We start from the raw sequence: 17016 nt of genomic DNA, 5'->3' as shown, positions 1-17016 counted from the left end.
ATGTGCGATAAACATAATGGAAATTGCTTTGAATATACTAGCTCAGGTATGCCTCCTGTAGCACTAAACTGCATTGTAAACGGTGAAGATGTTCATAAAATGATAGACCCTACAATGACATTGCTTCATTTTCTTCACAATGAACTAAAGCTTTTTGGTACTAAGGAAGGCTGTGGCGAAGGCGAATGTGGAGCTTGTACTATTATAATGAATGGTAAGACTGTGAATTCTTGTATTGTGTTAGCAATTGAAGCAGAAGGTGCAGATATACTTACAGTTGAAGGTCTGGCTAAAGGAAATGAGCTTTCTATTCTACAACAAGAATTTATTAAAAATGATGCTTTGCAGTGTGGTTTCTGTACACCAGGCATGCTAATGTCAGCCCGTTCATTGCTAGATAGAAATCCTGAACCAAGTGATGATGAAATAAAAGAAGCTCTTGCTGGCAACTTCTGTCGTTGCACAGGATATGTTCCAATTGTTGATGCAGTTAAAGCTACGTCAAAAAGGGAAAGAGAGGAGTTGAAATAATGAGTGATAAACAATACAAGCACATTGGTAAGTCTTATGATAGAAAAGAAGCACAGGAAAAGGTAACAGGTCAAGCAGTTTATGTACACGATATGGAACTTCCAGGAATGCTTTATGCAAAATGCTTACATTCTCCATATGCCCATGCTGAAATAGTATCTATCGATACATCTGCTGCAAAAGCTCTTCCTGGAGTTAAGGCTGTAATTACAGGAGAAGATGCTCCTTATCTAGTTGGTTTATATATGGTAGATAAAAACGTAATTGCTAGAAACATAGTAAGATACCAAGGTGAAATTGTTGCAGCGGTTGCAGCTGAAAATGAAGTCATAGCAGAACGTGCAGTTTCTTTAATCAAGGTTGAGTATAAGGAGCTACCAGTTGTTCATACTATAGATGAATCATTGGAAGGAAAAGTATTAGTTCACGAAGATCTTCACAAGTATGAGCATATGGAAGGCGTTTTCTTCCCACAAGCTCATACAAATATAGCAAGCTGGAACAGGACTAAGAAGGGTGACGTAAGTAAAGGATTTGAGGAAGCAGATTTTATATTTGAAGGTGAATTTTCTGTACCTGCAGTAGCACACGTTCCAATGGAAACACACGTAACTATTGCTCAAGCAGATCCTTACTCAAATAAGGTTAAAATATGGTCTTCTGCACAATCTCCTTTTGCAGTACGTCAATTATTAGCTAAATCTTTAGGTATAGCAAAAAGCGATGTTCATGTTGTTGTACCATACATCGGTGGTGGCTTTGGAGGTAAAGCAGGTATTCATCTTGAACCACTAGTGACTATTCTTTCAAGAGCAGCTAAAGGCCGTCCTGTTAAGTTTAAAGCTACTCGTGAAGAAGAATTTAACCTATTGCCTACTCGTGCAGGTATGAGAAGTAGATTTAAAACTGGAGTTAAGAAAGATGGTACTATTACATCTATGATAGTTTATCATGACTGGGATAGTGGTGCATATGCAGACTATGCTGTAAATGTTGGTAAAACAGCAGTTTATTCTGGTGCAGGCCCATACTCAATTCCAAACATAGAACTTCATTCTCGTACACTATATACAAACAAAGTATTTAGTACTGCATATCGTGGATTTGGTCACTTAGAAACTCACTGGGCAGTAGAAAGACATATGGATATTATAGCTCAAAAGCTAGGAATGGATCCTTATGAATTTAGAATGAAAAACTTACTTTGCCCAGGTACAACTACTATAAGTGGTGAATTAATATATGAAACTACTGGTAGCCCTAAAGCTTGCTTAGAAGCAGTTGCTAAAGAAATAGGCTGGACAGGACGTAAAACAGAAAAAGAGCGTCAAGCTGAGTTGAAAACTGGCAAAATTCGTGGTAAAGGCTTTGCAATGCTACAAAAAGCTCCTGCTATGCCAAGCTACACATCTACTTCTGCAATTATGCAAATGAATGAAGATGGTCATGTAAAGGTTATGATTGGTGCTGTAGATATGGGCCAAGGCGCTAATACTATAATGGCACAGATAGCAGCTGAAGAATTGCGTATACCTATGGAAAATGTTGAAGTTGTTTGGAATATTGATACTGATAAACATCCATATGACTGGAATACAGTTGCATCTAAATACACATTTATGGGTGGTAATGCTGTTAGAAAAGCTGCTAAAAACATGGTACAACAGATGAAAGAAGTTGCAGCCCAAGTACTAAGATGTCATCCAGATGAATTAACACATGGTGATGGATATATTTATCATGTACACCATACTGCAAGACGTGTTCCATATACTAAATTAGCAATGGGATATATGTATGAAAATGGTAATGGTGTTGGCGGTCCAGTAATCTCCCATGGAATATATATGGCAAGTGGTCTAACAAATCCAGATCCTGAAACAGGGCAAGGTAGACCAGGTTTAGTATGGACATTTGGTGCTCATGGTATAGATTTGGAAGTAGATGTAGAAACTGGAGAAATCCATATTTTAAAAATTGCTTCTGCATTTGACATCGGACAATGCATCAATAAGAAATTAGTTGATGGTCAGGTAATGGGAGGGGTAATTCAAGGAATAGGTTCAGCAATAGTTGAAGGATACAAATTTAGCCCAAATGGTAAACTACTCAATCCTTCATTTACAGATAACAAGATACCTACAGCTAAGGATATTCCTGATGAAATTGTTCCAATATATATAGAAAATCCTGAATCAGCTCAAATAGATGGTCCTTATGGAGCACGTGGTATAGGAGAACATCCTATGATTTCAGTGCCTTCTGCAGTAGGAAATGCTCTTTACGATGCACTAGGAATCAACTTCCACAGACTACCATTGTCACCAGAAAACGTAGCTTTAGCTATTGCAAATAACAATAAAAGCGAATAAATAATTAGTATAATATAAACTAAAATTTAACTCAGGTAGAGTATATACTCTACCTGAAGTTTCATATTTAGTCCTCAGCTAAAAATAAGTTGGAGGTAAATTAAATGAGCGAAACTGTAGTTAGAGACGAGCCCTTGAAAAAAGATTTGGCAGCTATAATATTAGCAGCAGGCTATTCGTCAAGAATGAAGCTATTTAAGCCATTATTGCCTTTGGGAAGCTCTACAGTTATTGAAAATTCTATTGATAGTTTTTTAGAAGCTGGTATTGAAAATATCACTGTAGTAATTGGCTTTCAAGCTAAAAAATTGATACCTGTATTAAACCATAGAGGCGTTAAATGGATATATAATGAGAAGTTTTCTGAAGGTATGTATTCATCAATCATTGCTGGAGTAAGCTCACTTCCTTCACATGTAAAAGGCTTCTTTTTATTACCTGCTGATATTCCTCTTGTAAAAGGAGAAACAATTGATAGCCTTGTTGAAGGCTACAAGCAAAGTAAACAAAGTATTATTTATCCTTCCTTCTCGAATAGACGTGGTCACCCTCCTCTTATCTCATCCTGCTTATTTCCAAAAATCATTAAATATGATGGGTCAGGAGGACTTAAAGCTCTTCTGAATAAGTATGAGGAGCAGGCATATTATGTTGAAGTAGAAGACGAAGGAACAGTTTTTGATATCGATACTTATGAAGATTATTTAAAACTCTGTGCTAAGTTTAAAAACCAATTGGAATCAAATTCTTTATGAAAGTATCACAAATAAAAAAGACGAATCCTTCATCTAAAAGGTTTCGTCTTTTTTATTTTGCAAAATATTAAGTATAAAATAGATTTATTTACCTGTATTTTATCTCTTAATATTTAAATATATGTAAAAATCACTATTGAAGTAGATATTATCCCGACAAAAGTTCCTGCAAATAGTTCTTTTATAGTATGTCTTCCCATCTTTATTCTTGACCAGAACACTATTGGTAGCATTATTAATGCATACCATCCCTTCCTGCCTACAAAATATATAAATAGTGTCATAGGTCCTGATACTCCACATGCATGTCCGCTTGCTTTTAATTTTACTACCTTGTTAACAAATGTAAGTACTACTCCAGAAAGCAAGTATGATAAAAATATTGTTGTTAAACTTTTTGGCGCATTAAACAGGATGCATACTATTGTACCAATAATATAACCCATAACTCCCATTATAAATGCAAGTTTTCTCTCGCCATCTCTTCCTTTATCCTTATATTTTGGTATTATGTACTTAAGTCCATAGGCTGAAATAGGCATTATGAATAAAAAAATTATAGCAACAATATACCATTTGAAACTGTTGTTAAAAATATAACTATGTTGCTTAAATAAAGTGGTTAATAAAGCCAACGCTATAATAGGCACTACTGATAAAATGCTTATTATCTTAGCTATTTTTAGCTTCATACCTTTATCCCCCTTTAACTGTTTCATGTTTTTTTATCTTGGTTTTAAGAGAAATTAATTAGTTATAAATTATACTTCTTAAATTTACGAACTACTGTTGAATGATCAACTCCAATGGCTTCTGCCATTTGTCTTGTACTTGAAAATAGTTTTTTCACATTAATTAAGTATTCCTTTTCCATACGTTCCATATATTCATTTAATTTGTACTCTGACATCTCTTTTCTACTCATATTATTAGAAGGGAAATCCAAAGTATTTCCTTGACTTAATATTACCATTTTTTCTATCATATTCTTTAATTCACGAACATTTCCTGGCCAATCATACTGCTGTAATTGAATTAATGTATCTACCCCTAGCTTTTTTGTAATTCCATATTTACTTGTATAACGCTTTAAGAAATTTACAGCTAAAGGAATAATATCGGATTGTCTTTCTCGTAAAGGAGGAATATTAATAGTCACAACACTTAAACGATAATATAAATCTTCTCTAAATTTGTTCTTCTGAATTTGTTCTTGAATATTTTGATTTGTTGCTGCGATAATTCGAATATCAATAGGAATTTCTTCTACACTACCTATAGGTGAATATACTCTGTTCTCCAAAACTCTCAAAAGTTTTACCTGAAGATATTGAGGTAATTCTCCAATTTCATCTAGAAAGAGTGTTCCATTTTGTGCATAATGAAGAATTCCTTTCTTCCCCTCTTTTAATCCCCCTGTAAAACTTCCTGGTGTATAACCAAATAGCTCGGACTCCATAAGTTCACCAGGTATTGCTCCGCAATTTAAGGTGATAAATCGTTGACTAGCTCTTGGACTATTTTTATGAATATAGCAAGCTACAACATCTTTACCAACTCCTGTCTCACCCAAAATTAATACACTTGCATCGACTTTGCTTACTGTTTGTGCCAAATTAATAACCTGCATCATCTCTGGAGAATTAGCTATAATTTCTTTATCACCACATTCTATACTATTTGACGACTGAGCAATTTTTTCGTTTACTTCCATTAAGTTTTGACTTAAATTAACATAACTAGAAATATCCCTAACATTGGTAACTGTATACTCTAGTTCCCCACTTGTTGAAAAAATTGGTTTTGAAACTGTAATAATCTCTACGCCATTTTTTTCATGGTGTACATGAGTATATGTACGTTGATACTTAATACAAGATAAACAAGTAGATTTAGTAATGATTCCTTTTGATACATATTCACCAATATTATGGTCTAAAATGGTTTTATCTAATTTCGTCATATTTAAATAGCTTGCATTTACATATAAAATTCTTCCTTCTGCATCACTAATCATTATTCCATCATTGCTCTCATCTATGCATTTAATTATATTTTCGTTTGTTATTAAGTCGTTTTTCATTGGTTCCTCTCCCCTTTTCAAAAGACAATAATCACAAAATAGACGAAGCTAAACAATCATACTCATAATTTAATAATACCACCACAACGCTTAATGTTAAAGCAATATAATATTAAAGATTAGTATAAGAAAGAACTATCTAACACTAATCTTTAATATTATAAGATAAATTTATAAATAATTTTTTATAACGCATTTTCTTTTTATATCTACAGTATGTATAGAAATATCTGAAGAGCGGAATGGAAAACTGAAGTTAATGGTGCATCACTCCCATTCCTTCTTCAGAACATAAATTAATAGTAATTACTCCTTAGTTTACATTGGAAGAACATTAATTTATGCAATACTTTACTAAATATCCATACTCTCCACAAAACCTTGCAGCCTTGTATTAATTTGTTCAAAAGCTGTTGCTTGCTGGTCAACCTCAATTACCAATAAAGGTATATTTTCTTCTTTCATCTTTGACATAATAATTGGTACATCATATTCCTCTGGATCGCAAAACTTCATTAGCGCCAATACAACTCCGTCTGCTTTGAAATGATGAGTTAAGTCAACTAAATGTTGAATACGTTGCTTATATGGATCAAAAGCCAAAGAACAAGTATGGTTTGTCCATTGCCTTGCAAGACTCTTTATAGCATCGCCTGCAAAAGGTACATCTGTCCTAAACTGCCTAGATTCTTGTGCTAAATCGTCTCCAACCACGTCAATGCCTAACGCTTCAAAATGGCTAAGAATACCTTTAGGTTCTAGCATAATTCCAGAAACAACAACTCGTTTATTTTTAGAATGTTCTACCGGCTGTAGTCGAAGCTTCTCATTTAACTCTCTAAGATAACATAAATACTCTTTTTTATCCATAAAATAAGATGCTTTGATAATTTGATGACGCACAGTGGGGGAAATAGTAGTTGTATGCATAGCAGCAATTTCTGTAAATTCGCGCATAGCTAAACGATAATCATTGTAAAGAATTATGCTTTCTCTTAATGCTTCTTCGGTAATCTCTACATTTAAAATATCTTCTAATTTTTTTACGATGGATCTATATTCATTTTCTAAAAACAATTCTGCACTTTTTGCTCGTCTATTTTGTGGGTAAACAAATGGAATAGCAGGGCAAGCTCCCTTCCATTTCTGTCCAAAACACTTTAGAGTATCACACATTGCAGGAATTAAAACTGCTTTTAATATATCGTAAGTGCCTCTGGTTTCATATTCCATCACAGACTGCATTATTGAGCAAGCAAATGCTGGAAGATAAGTTCTGGCTTTTCTAAGTTCAACCTCTCCTCCCCATAGCCCCACAGGTATGCAATTTGCAGCATAGATTATTTCCTCTGGAGCATAAGGTGCAACCCAACCTACTGCATTTTTATGATTTCTTTCACAAGATTGTTTAACAGCTTTACCTGGTGAATCAGCAATTTGTTTAAAATAATTAATAATTTGATTTATCTCCATTTTATTCTCCTTTATTTTTAATCTTCAGAACTGTTTTTGGAGGAAACCCTTTGACTCATCATTTCTACTAAAGCTTCGATACGTGTTTCATATTGTGCCTTAGAATAATTTCTTGGATCAGCCTGGTCTCCGTCAAAAGTGGTAATAGGAATACTTAAACTATCCTTTAATTCTTTTCCTACCTCATATTGAAGAAAATCACACATTTTACAACTACGATTCATATGCATAATTACACCATCACACTTAGTTTCTTCAATAATACTTTTTCGAAGATTAATTTGACCATCTAAAGACAGATTATTTCCCATGCCTGTATAAGCCTTTGCCATTTCAAAAAGATTTCCCGGTGTATACTCCAATGCCCAAGCTGACGGATACGTTGAACCAGTCATGTTGATTCCATGATTTTTCAGAACTTTATACGTATGGGATAAATATGGCCAACATGCTATACCATCCCACATAATTCTGTATTTTTCCTCTGTATCCTTTAACCCACACTCGCCTCTTGAAATCTTTTCTTCTAGTTCTTCCTTTAACTTTCTAAATGTCATTCCACATTCTTCTTTTCCCCTCATACAAACAATTAATGCCATATAATTAAACATATCAAAGCCACTTAAAGGCGAAGGACGCGCTGAACAAAGCATAGTAGCTTCATACCAGTCTTTTGCGTTCTGTGCAGATACCTTCATTACTTCTTGAAATTTTTCTTCATCAAAAGGCTTATTGCAAATTACTTCTAATTGATGAATGATATCATGAAACTGTGCTTCAACATATTTAATGTTTTCTTCCGTAATTTCTTTATCATGATTATATGGAACATCAACAATAAGCAAAGGTATGTTCAATTCATAGGCAATATTTTCATACCATTTTAATAAAGTTTCGCAGATATTGTTACATAGCAAAACTAAATCTGGCAATGGCAACTCTTCTGATACACATTTCTGTACATCCATGTAAGCTAAATTTGCTCTAGCATAACCACATATATCATTGGAATATCCTTTTCGTTCTGCATATTCCAACAATTCTGGCGCTCCCTTACGTGCTGCAATTCCTACTACATGATTTTCAGGATAGACTGTATAAATACCCATGGTTTCACAAAATTCACAAGGAGCAATAGAACTCGACCAACAAACTAAATCGCCTCGTTCCTTAGCTTTTCTTGCATCTTCCATATTCTTAGCCACCAATATATTCAGCATTTCTTTTGAAGTCATACTTTCATTGATAATACTCATATCCTACTCCTTTCTTGTCCAAACTCAACAGCAAAGAGTGCTGCACCAATTGCACCAATTAGCTGAGGTGTTTTGGCTACATAAACTTTTTGTTTTAAAACTCTTTCCAAAGCACGAATTACCCCTTGATTTTGTGCTACACCACCAGTTAGCGAAAAATCATTTTCCATATCCGTACGATATAACAAGCCAAGTGCACGATTAACAATAGAATTGTGTACGCCTCTAGCAATATCCTCTCGTTTAGTTTTTTTAGATAATAATGAAATTACTTCTGATTCTGCAAATACAGTGCATGTACTACTTACTGTTGCAGGAGCTTGAGATAATTCATCTAAAGCTCCTAATTCATTAATAGGTGTCTCCAGTATACGTGCCATGACTTCCAAAAATCTTCCCGTTCCAGCTGCACACTTATCATTCATATAGAAGCTTAACACCTTTCCTTTTTCATCAATAGAAATGGCTTTAACGTCTTGCCCTCCAATATCTAAAACTGTTCTTACATTTTTAAAGACATAATTAATTCCCTTGGCATGACAACTTATTTCACTGAATTGTTTATCTACATGTTCAAGTGAATATCTGCCATATCCAGTAGCCACCATATAGTTAACTTGCTCAATAGATAAAGTCGTTTTCGAAAACAATTCATCAATTACTTTTTTGGGTCCACTAGTTCCCGTTCCTAATTGCACCACACTTGTATGAATGATTTCTCGATTTTCATTCATTAATACAGCTTTTGATGATGCTGAACCAATATCGACGCCTAAATAATAAGAAGTATTCATTTTAATTCACTCCTAACTATGAAGAAGGTACTATTTTCTGACCCCCAGAAGTTCCTTCATAATGTAATGTATTTTAGTTAATAAAGGCAAACTATAATCCTTATTGACATAGATCCAGCCATGTTTTATCATCATTTTGATATTCTAATATTTCTGTTATCTTATTTTTTGCTAACTTTTTAATAGCTACAAGATCAATTTTTCCTGTACTATTCATGGGAAACTTCTCTAGTTGAAAAACAAAATTCGGTGTCTTATAGCTAGCAAGATGCTTTTTAACAAAGTCTTTTAACCCATCAGGATCAATTTTTTTACCTGGTTTCATTATTATTAAAGCAGTAATTTCCTCCTGAACAGCAGTATCTACATCTACTCCTACAACTTTAACATTAAGAATATCCTCACTATAATGTTCTATAACGCATTCAATTTCACTTGGAGAAATGTTTTCTCCACCCCGAACAATCATATCACTCATGCGTCCGCAGAAATAAAAATAATCGTTTTTATCTCGATACCCAACATCATCGGTTTTAAGCCAACCATCATGAGTATACTTTTCCAAATCCTTTTGAGGCATATTGTAATATCCCTTCATTATACAAAAGCCTTTTGTCTGGATTTCCCCTTTGACATTTGCATCGCACTCACAATTAGCTTCATTGTCCCAAATACGTATTTCCATATTCGGAATTGCCTTACCTATGGTTTCTGATTTTAACATAGTGTCATCATCATAGTGTGACAAAGTAATTAAAGGTGACGTTTCAGTCTGGCCATATCCTATTTGTAAATGAGGAATATTAACCTTTGAAATAAACTCACGATATTTCTCACTTGTTATGCCTGAACCTGCTAAAATACCAGAGTTCCATGAGGAAATATTATAATGACCAAAGCCTGGATCCTGAACTAAAAGCATTAACATAGAAGGAACCACATTAAATGCTGTAACATGATATTTTTCTATGAGTTTCATAGCTTGGTCTGGTTTATATTTACGCATTATTACTGTAGGCATCCCAACCATTAATCCCAATAAAAGTCCACATGTCATCCCTGAGCAGTGGAATATTGGCATACCAATCAGCATGACATCTTTATTTTTATTCCATCGCAATAAATCTGATAGTACTTTTGCATCATTAAGTATACTATAATATGAGAGTAAAACACCTTTAGGTAGTTGTGTGCTTCCAGAAGTAAAAAGCATACAAGCTGTATCTTCAGTTGTAACCAATCCCTTGGCCTTACTGAGCTCTTCCATGGTCTTCAATCCCAGGGCATCATCTAACTTCTGTAATTCAAAAGCTTCATTAAATATACTTGTAATACTAAAGAAATCCTTTAACTCAGGAAGATTTCTCTTAATTTTATTGATAACTTCCAAATAATCAATAGAACCCGTAGATTCTCCATAGAATAAATATTCAATATCAGCATAGGATAAAACGCTTTTCATTTCTAAATGCTTATATGAATAATTAAAAACAGCTGTAACTGCACCAATCTTCATTGCTGCATACATGATACAAACCTGTTGGATAGAATTAATGCTCCAAACCCCCACATGTGTACCTTTATGAATATTTTTTTTTAGCATCATTGATGCTATGATGTCGGTAATTTCATCCAACTGCTTCCAATTATAGCTGACATCATCAAAAATATAGGCTATGTCCTCAGGATAATTTTCTGCATTTTTTTTCAACACATCTGTAAGAGTAACATTCAATAAATCCATTTTATCCTCCTTGTTCGATAACACAGTCAGCTTACATAGGTTATTTTTCTTGATCGGCATGTAGATGCTTCTCAATTAGAATGCCTTTTGATATCATTTCCTGAATCTGTGCTTCGTTATATCCAAGTTCAGTTAAAATTTTTGAGGATTGCTCACCTAAGAATGGAGCACGATTTCTCGGTGGAAGCGTAACTCCGCCAAATTTTGCAGGTGTAGCACTTTCTATATATTGATCACCATTAGGCTGAGTAAACTTAGACAAGTATAAATTGTCCTTTGCTTGTTCAGAATCTAATATTTCATAAACATTACATACTATGGAATGAGGTATATCATTCTTCCTTAAAATTTCATCTAGCTCATCACGAGTGAATTTCATAAAACCTTCACTGATAATTTGAACAATTTCTCTACAATTTTCATTTCCCTTAGCAAATGTATTATATTCTGGATTTTCAATTAGTTCTTCTCTACCTATAATCTTCATGAAATATGGAAAATAACGTTCATACTCATGACAGCACACCATTATCCATTTATCATCTTTACATTTATAGGTATTATTCAATGGAGTATTCTCAAGACGACTCTTTGGATATTTATCTAAATCACTACATTGAATGGAAAGTATAGGCTCTAACATATTGTAAATAGCTTGTCCATAAAGTGATACAACTATTTTACTACCTTCTTCAGTACATTTCTGCTTGTACAGTGCAGCACATATTGCAGCAGCCATAGTGCTAGCAGTAGAATTATCTCCAAATGAACTTGGAGGGATTACAGGGGCTGTATTTTTTTCCATAGATGCAATCATTGCACCTCCTAATGCCCAGAAGCAAACATTATCAAAACCTGGGTCATTAGCCATTGAGCCTGTTTCTCCAAATCCAGTCATGTGTGCATGGATAAGCCTAGGATATTTGTCATGAAGAGTATTATAATCTAATCCTAACTTCTCAAGAGCACGAGCACGAGTATTGGTTAGAAAAACATCAGCATTTGCCAATAATTTATCCATGACATCTTTACCTTCAGAAGTCTTTAAGTCCAAGGCAATGCTTTTTTTATTGGCATTATGAACATCGTAAGTAATGTATTTCATTCCAGGTAAAGGAACGGCAAAACGTGTCGTATCTCCTTTAGGTACAGCTTCCACCTTAACTATGTCAGCACCCCAGTCAGCTAATATACGGCCAGCTGATGGTGCTGCTACATATGTTGTTAATTCAACTATTTTCACATTCTGTAATAGATTATATGGATTATTACTCATTATTCATTTCTCCTTATATAACGTATTTAGATTAATAAAGGTAACCTATAATCCTTTTTTAAAGCTCCTATTTATTCAGTTAAAACTAAATCTTCTCTTAGTTTTAATAGTTGGCATTTAGTTATTTTTGTATTTTTTTATTTCTTCAATAAATTGTGGTATAACTTCTAAAAGATCTCCTACAACTCCATAATCTGCAACTTTAAATATAGGTGCATCTGGATCTTTATTGATTGCAATAATAATATCTGAGCCTGACATTCCTGCTAAATGTTGAATTGCTCCAGATATTCCACAAGCAATATATATTTTAGGAGCTACTGTTTTTCCAGTTTGTCCTACTTGATGAGCATGTGGTATCCAGCCACTATCTACTGCTGCTCTAGATGAGCCAACTGCTCCACCCAATACTTCAGCTAATTCCCGAATGTAAGAGAAGTTTTCTGATTTTCCAAGGCCACGTCCTCCAGAAACAATAATTTCTGCATCTTCTAAATTTACTTCTGCTGATACTTCTTTGATAGTTTCTCGTATTCGAGTTCGAATATTTTCTTCCTGAATTGAAATGTCTTCTTGAATTACCTTTCCCTCTACTTGTCCAACTCGTTCTGGCTTTTTAAATACACCAGGTCTAACTGTTCCCATTTGAGGACGACGATCTGGACATTCGATTTTCGCCATAAGGTTTCCACCAAATGCTGGACGTATCCAAGTTACATTATTGCTTTCTTGGTTGAACTCAATACTAGTACAGTCTGCAGTTAACCCAGTTTTTAGCTTACAAGCTACTCTTGGGCCAAAGTCTCTTCCATTACTTGTTGCTCCAATTAAAATAGTATTTGGCTTATATTTATCAACTAGTTGTGTAAAGCATAAATAAACTGCATCAGTTAAGTACCTATTATATACAGGATTGTCAACTAATATAACTTCATCTGCTCCATACTCTAAGGCTTCTTTCGCTACTCCTTGTACATTATGTCCAATTACAACTGCAACTAATTTTTCTCCTAATGCATCAGCGATTTCTCTGCCAGGACGTAATAATTCAAATCCTACATTTTTTTCTTTTCCATCTTCGGTTTCAACATAAACCCACACATTTTTATATTCTGAATTCACACTCATGATTAGCCTCCTTTACAGTACTTTAGAATCTACTAGTAGTGACATTAAAGTTTTTACAGAACTTTCTACTGTTTCTTTTTGAATAATTACGCCATTTTTAGATCGTACTGGTGTATATGTTTTCTTTACCTTTGTAGGAGAACCTTTTAATCCACAATTTTCTAAATTTATGGATACATCTTTTGAAGTTAATACTGGAATTTCTGCTCGATTAGCAGCCATTTTGCTTTTTATAGTAGCATATCTTGGCTCATATTCAGTTTTGGACACTGTAACTACTGCAGGAGTTTGCACTTCAATCCAATCATATCCTTGATCATTGTCTCTTTTAATTAGTGTTTGAGTGTCTTCCTGTTTGATATCAATTGCATAAGTCACTTGGGGTAAACCTAGATGTTCTGCAATTTCTGGTCCTACTTGTCCAGTATCTCCATCTATGGCTTGCATTCCACAAAAGATTAAATCAAATGCACCTTTTTCTTGCTCTAAAAATCGAATAAAAGTAGATAAAATATAACTTGTGGCTAAAGTATCAGAGCCCCCAAAAACTCTATCACTAATTAGATACGCTTCATCAGCCCCTACAGATAAGCATTCTTTTAAAGCTGTTTTGGCTTGTTCTGGTCCCATGGAAATTACTGTGATATTTCCGCCTTCCTTTTCTTTTAGTCTAACAGCTAATTCTAAAGCATAGGCATCAAAGGTATTTACAATACTAGGTACACCTTGACGTATAAGAGTATTAGTTACAGGATCAATCTTGATTTCCGTCGTATCAGGAACCTGTTTCGCACAAACTAAAATATTCATTTAAATCCCTCCAATTTAATGTAGCATTATACCTGAAATGACAACACGTTGTATTTGATTTGTTCCTTCGTATATTTGAAGAATTTTTGCATCTCTCATCATTTTTTCTATAGGATATTCTTTCATATAACCATATCCACCAAATATTTGTAATGCATCACATGTCACTTTCATGGCAGTATCTGCTCCCATCACCTTGCTCATAGCAGAATAAATCGAATAATCTTTTCTATCATCTATCAACTCCGCAGTATGATAAACTAACTGACGAGCCGCTTCTGTTTGAATTTGCATGTCTGCAAGCATAAACTGTAATGCTTGTTTAGAAGCAATTGGTCTACCAAATTGAACACGTTCTTTAGAATATTTTACAGCTTCATCAATAGCTCTTTGGGCTAATCCAACACCAGTAGCTCCAACAAAAGGACGAGAAGTATCTAGTGTTTTCATTGCATAAACAAATCCTTTACCTTCTTCCCCAATTAAATGGTCCTTTGGAATTCTGCATTCATCAAAAATTACCTCAGTAGTATTCGATAAACGAATTCCCATTTTGTCTTCATGCTTTCCAATAGATACACCTGGACGGTCTCTTTCCACAAAGAATGCTGATAAGCCTTTTGTTCCTTTCGACAAATCAGTAGACGCAAACACAGTATATACTCCAGCTATTCCTCCATTGGTAATAAAACATTTTGTTCCATTTAATACATATTCATCGCCTTCTAAACGAGCTTTTGTACTTACAGAAGCTGCATCAGAGCCAGCATTTGGTTCAGTCAAGCAAAAAGCAGCTAATTTCCCAGACACAAGGATATCAAAGTATTGCTTTTTTTGTTCTGCAGTTCCAAATAAATTTATCGTACTGCATGCAGAATTACTTGCTCCAATAGCGGAAGCAAGCCCACAATCATATCTGCCTAATGTCTCCGCAATATATACTTCGGTTTTTCTATCCACCATGGCTCCACCATATTCTTCAGGAACCTCTAGTAAGTGCAATCCCATATCTAAAATATCTTTATAAATTTTTTCAGGAAATTCACCAGAAGCATCAATTTCTCCTACTACTGGAGCTACTTCATTTTCCAAATAACTTTCCACTAATTCTCGTAAATCTTTCATTTCATTTGTAACTTGCATAATAATCCTCCCTACTTTTGAAAATATTCAACTAATTATTATTACTTTTTTTATATTTCTTGTTTCTAAAATGTCCATAAGTCAATGATGGTAAAATTACCAAGAAAATTCCAATGTAACCAAAGTAAGAATATCCTACAGCAATAATCTTTGTTAATCCTGCAGAAGAAACTAGCATAGAAATCAAAATTATTATTATACCTATAATCAAAGATAAAGATTTTTTATTATTTGCTATTTTAAGACCCTTTTCAATTGAAAGGCGACTAAATAGCATTATATTTCCATAAACTACAGCAACTGCAGTAGATAGAAATGCACTAAATAAAGCAATAGAATAGATTACAACTAAATATCCTCCACCCATTAATTTTGTAGTAGCTAATATTGGTAAAGTTTCTTTTGCAACATCGGGCATAAAAGCTTGAATTAATAGTACAGTTAGTGCAATCATCACCCCATTAATAACAAACCCAATTCCTGTTACTTTTGTACAATCTTCATCTGTTTTTGTTAATGAAGTTGCACCTAAAAGACCTAAAAATGCAAAACATTGAAATCCAGCATAACTTAAAGCTTTCCAAGCTCCTTTCCAAAATGTTGAACTATCAACAGCTTGAGATAAGTTTTGCTGTAAAGTTACACTATTTTTGCCTATTCCCTGAATGCAAATTAATAAAAAGGAAACAACTATTAATATAGTTAAAACAGAAGAAGCTTTACTAACCAAATTTGACCCAAACATACTTAACAATAGTGTTAGTACACCAATAATTAATACAGATAAAAAATATGTGATTCCAAAGACTTGAGTTAATAATGCTGCTGCTCCAGCAATAGATGCACTAACTGCCAACATTCCTGCCATTATATAGCAAATATCATAAATTGGAGATAAAATTTTGTTATAAGGTTGAAATAATACTTTTCCAAATGAGTGATAATCGTAAGCATTATAATGACGCGCCATAATCATGTTTTCACGATAAGTTAATCCTACGACAACCATCGATAATACTGCAAATAATGCCGCATGCTTACCATATTTAATAAAAAAACTCATTGTTTGGCTCCCGCTAGCAAAACCTCCTCCTACGTGTGCGCCAAACCATACAGATGCAATACTAAATATTCCGCCTAATGCTAATCCATTTTTTTCTTTGCTCATTTTTATTCTCCTTATCAATTTATTTAGGTTATTAAAGGAAACCTATAATCCTTTGTTAAATAATAAACAAATAATTTTAAAAATATAATATACTTATTAGATAGAGTTACACCATACTCTCTTTGAGACAAAGATTTTGTCTTGAAAAAGGTGGTGTCTCTGTCTGATAAATAGCCACAAATAAGTTATACATTAACTCCTTTTAAAATATTTTACATATAAAATATGGTGGTAACGTTTTCCAAGCATGCTATCTACTAAAATATTTTTTGATTAATTAATATTTTGTTTAGTTATCAGAATACTCAAGTAATCTATTTAATTGATTAATAAAAGGGATATTATTAATTCCTTATTATTATATAATAGCAATTTTCATGCCAATTATTTAAACCTCAAAAAATGGCCTTCTCTTTCATTTTTTTAAAAATTGTTGACAAATTATTAACAAAAACCGGTGCATAAATGCCACTCCATATATAT

At 33.7% G+C, this 17016-nt stretch carries 14 protein-coding genes; 3 read left to right on the top strand and 11 right to left on the bottom strand.

What is annotated here, in order from left to right; genetic code table 11:
• The 3 genes from ABV008_RS08300 (at position 1) to ABV008_RS08290 (ending at position 3658) form a co-directional block, all read left to right on the top strand.
• On the top strand, positions 1-531 hold the full coding sequence (locus ABV008_RS08300) for a (2Fe-2S)-binding protein (RefSeq protein WP_352419360.1): 531 nt from the start codon (positions 1-3) through the stop codon (positions 529-531).
• A complete protein-coding gene (locus ABV008_RS08295) occupies positions 531-2903 on the top strand; it encodes a xanthine dehydrogenase family protein molybdopterin-binding subunit (protein WP_352419359.1) in 2373 nt (790 codons plus the stop codon). Before ABV008_RS08300 ends, ABV008_RS08295 begins: the two co-directional genes overlap by 1 nt.
• 104 nt (positions 2904-3007) lie before the next feature.
• A complete protein-coding gene (locus tag ABV008_RS08290; protein WP_352419358.1) occupies positions 3008-3658 on the top strand; it encodes a nucleotidyltransferase family protein in 651 nt (216 codons plus the stop codon).
• Between the two features lie 113 nt (positions 3659-3771).
• On the opposite strand, the gene ABV008_RS08285 is transcribed toward ABV008_RS08290, so the two are convergent.
• The 11 genes from ABV008_RS08285 to ABV008_RS08235 all read right to left on the bottom strand — a co-directional run bounded on the left by ABV008_RS08285 (position 3772) and on the right by ABV008_RS08235 (position 16533).
• Entirely contained in the window at positions 3772-4350 is a 579-nt protein-coding gene (locus ABV008_RS08285; RefSeq protein ID WP_352419357.1) for a hypothetical protein, read from the bottom strand.
• A 62-nt stretch (positions 4351-4412) separates the two neighbouring features.
• Positions 4413-5741 (bottom strand): sigma-54 interaction domain-containing protein, encoded by a 1329-nt coding sequence (locus tag ABV008_RS08280; protein ID WP_352419356.1) that lies wholly within the window; start codon positions 5739-5741, stop codon positions 4413-4415.
• 354 nt (positions 5742-6095) lie between these two features.
• A complete protein-coding gene (locus ABV008_RS08275) occupies positions 6096-7214 on the bottom strand; it encodes a 2-hydroxyacyl-CoA dehydratase subunit D (RefSeq protein WP_352419355.1) in 1119 nt (372 codons plus the stop codon).
• Positions 7215-7231: 17 nt separating this feature from the next.
• On the bottom strand, positions 7232-8470 hold the full coding sequence (locus ABV008_RS08270; protein WP_352419354.1) for a 2-hydroxyacyl-CoA dehydratase subunit D: 1239 nt from the start codon (positions 8468-8470) through the stop codon (positions 7232-7234).
• Positions 8467-9264 (bottom strand): acyl-CoA dehydratase activase, encoded by a 798-nt coding sequence (locus ABV008_RS08265; RefSeq protein ID WP_352419353.1) that lies wholly within the window; start codon positions 9262-9264, stop codon positions 8467-8469. The genes ABV008_RS08270 and ABV008_RS08265 overlap by 4 nt, the downstream gene beginning before the upstream one ends.
• Positions 9265-9364: 100 nt before the next feature.
• Positions 9365-11008 (bottom strand): class I adenylate-forming enzyme family protein, encoded by a 1644-nt coding sequence (locus tag ABV008_RS08260; RefSeq protein ID WP_352419352.1) that lies wholly within the window; start codon positions 11006-11008, stop codon positions 9365-9367.
• Positions 11009-11048: 40 nt separating this feature from the next.
• Complete coding sequence (locus ABV008_RS08255; protein WP_352419351.1) at positions 11049-12284, bottom strand: CaiB/BaiF CoA transferase family protein; 1236 nt, start codon at positions 12282-12284, stop codon at positions 11049-11051.
• Positions 12285-12401: 117 nt separating this feature from the next.
• A complete protein-coding gene (locus ABV008_RS08250; protein WP_352419350.1) occupies positions 12402-13412 on the bottom strand; it encodes an electron transfer flavoprotein subunit alpha/FixB family protein in 1011 nt (336 codons plus the stop codon).
• Positions 13413-13424: 12 nt separating this feature from the next.
• Positions 13425-14222, bottom strand: coding sequence for an electron transfer flavoprotein subunit beta/FixA family protein (locus tag ABV008_RS08245; protein ID WP_352419349.1), 798 nt, complete (start codon positions 14220-14222; stop codon positions 13425-13427).
• Positions 14223-14237: 15 nt separating this feature from the next.
• Positions 14238-15365, bottom strand: coding sequence for an acyl-CoA dehydrogenase family protein (locus ABV008_RS08240; RefSeq protein WP_352419348.1), 1128 nt, complete (start codon positions 15363-15365; stop codon positions 14238-14240).
• A gap of 31 nt (positions 15366-15396) precedes the next feature.
• On the bottom strand, positions 15397-16533 hold the full coding sequence (locus tag ABV008_RS08235) for a YkvI family membrane protein (protein ID WP_352419347.1): 1137 nt from the start codon (positions 16531-16533) through the stop codon (positions 15397-15399).
• Between the last annotated feature and the right edge of the window lie 483 nt (positions 16534-17016).

The sequence above is a fragment of the Proteiniborus sp. genome, from assembly GCF_040308045.1.
Classification (GTDB): domain Bacteria; phylum Bacillota; class Clostridia; order Tissierellales; family Proteiniboraceae; genus Proteiniborus.
This window is presented reverse-complemented; position numbering and strand designations above follow the sequence as displayed.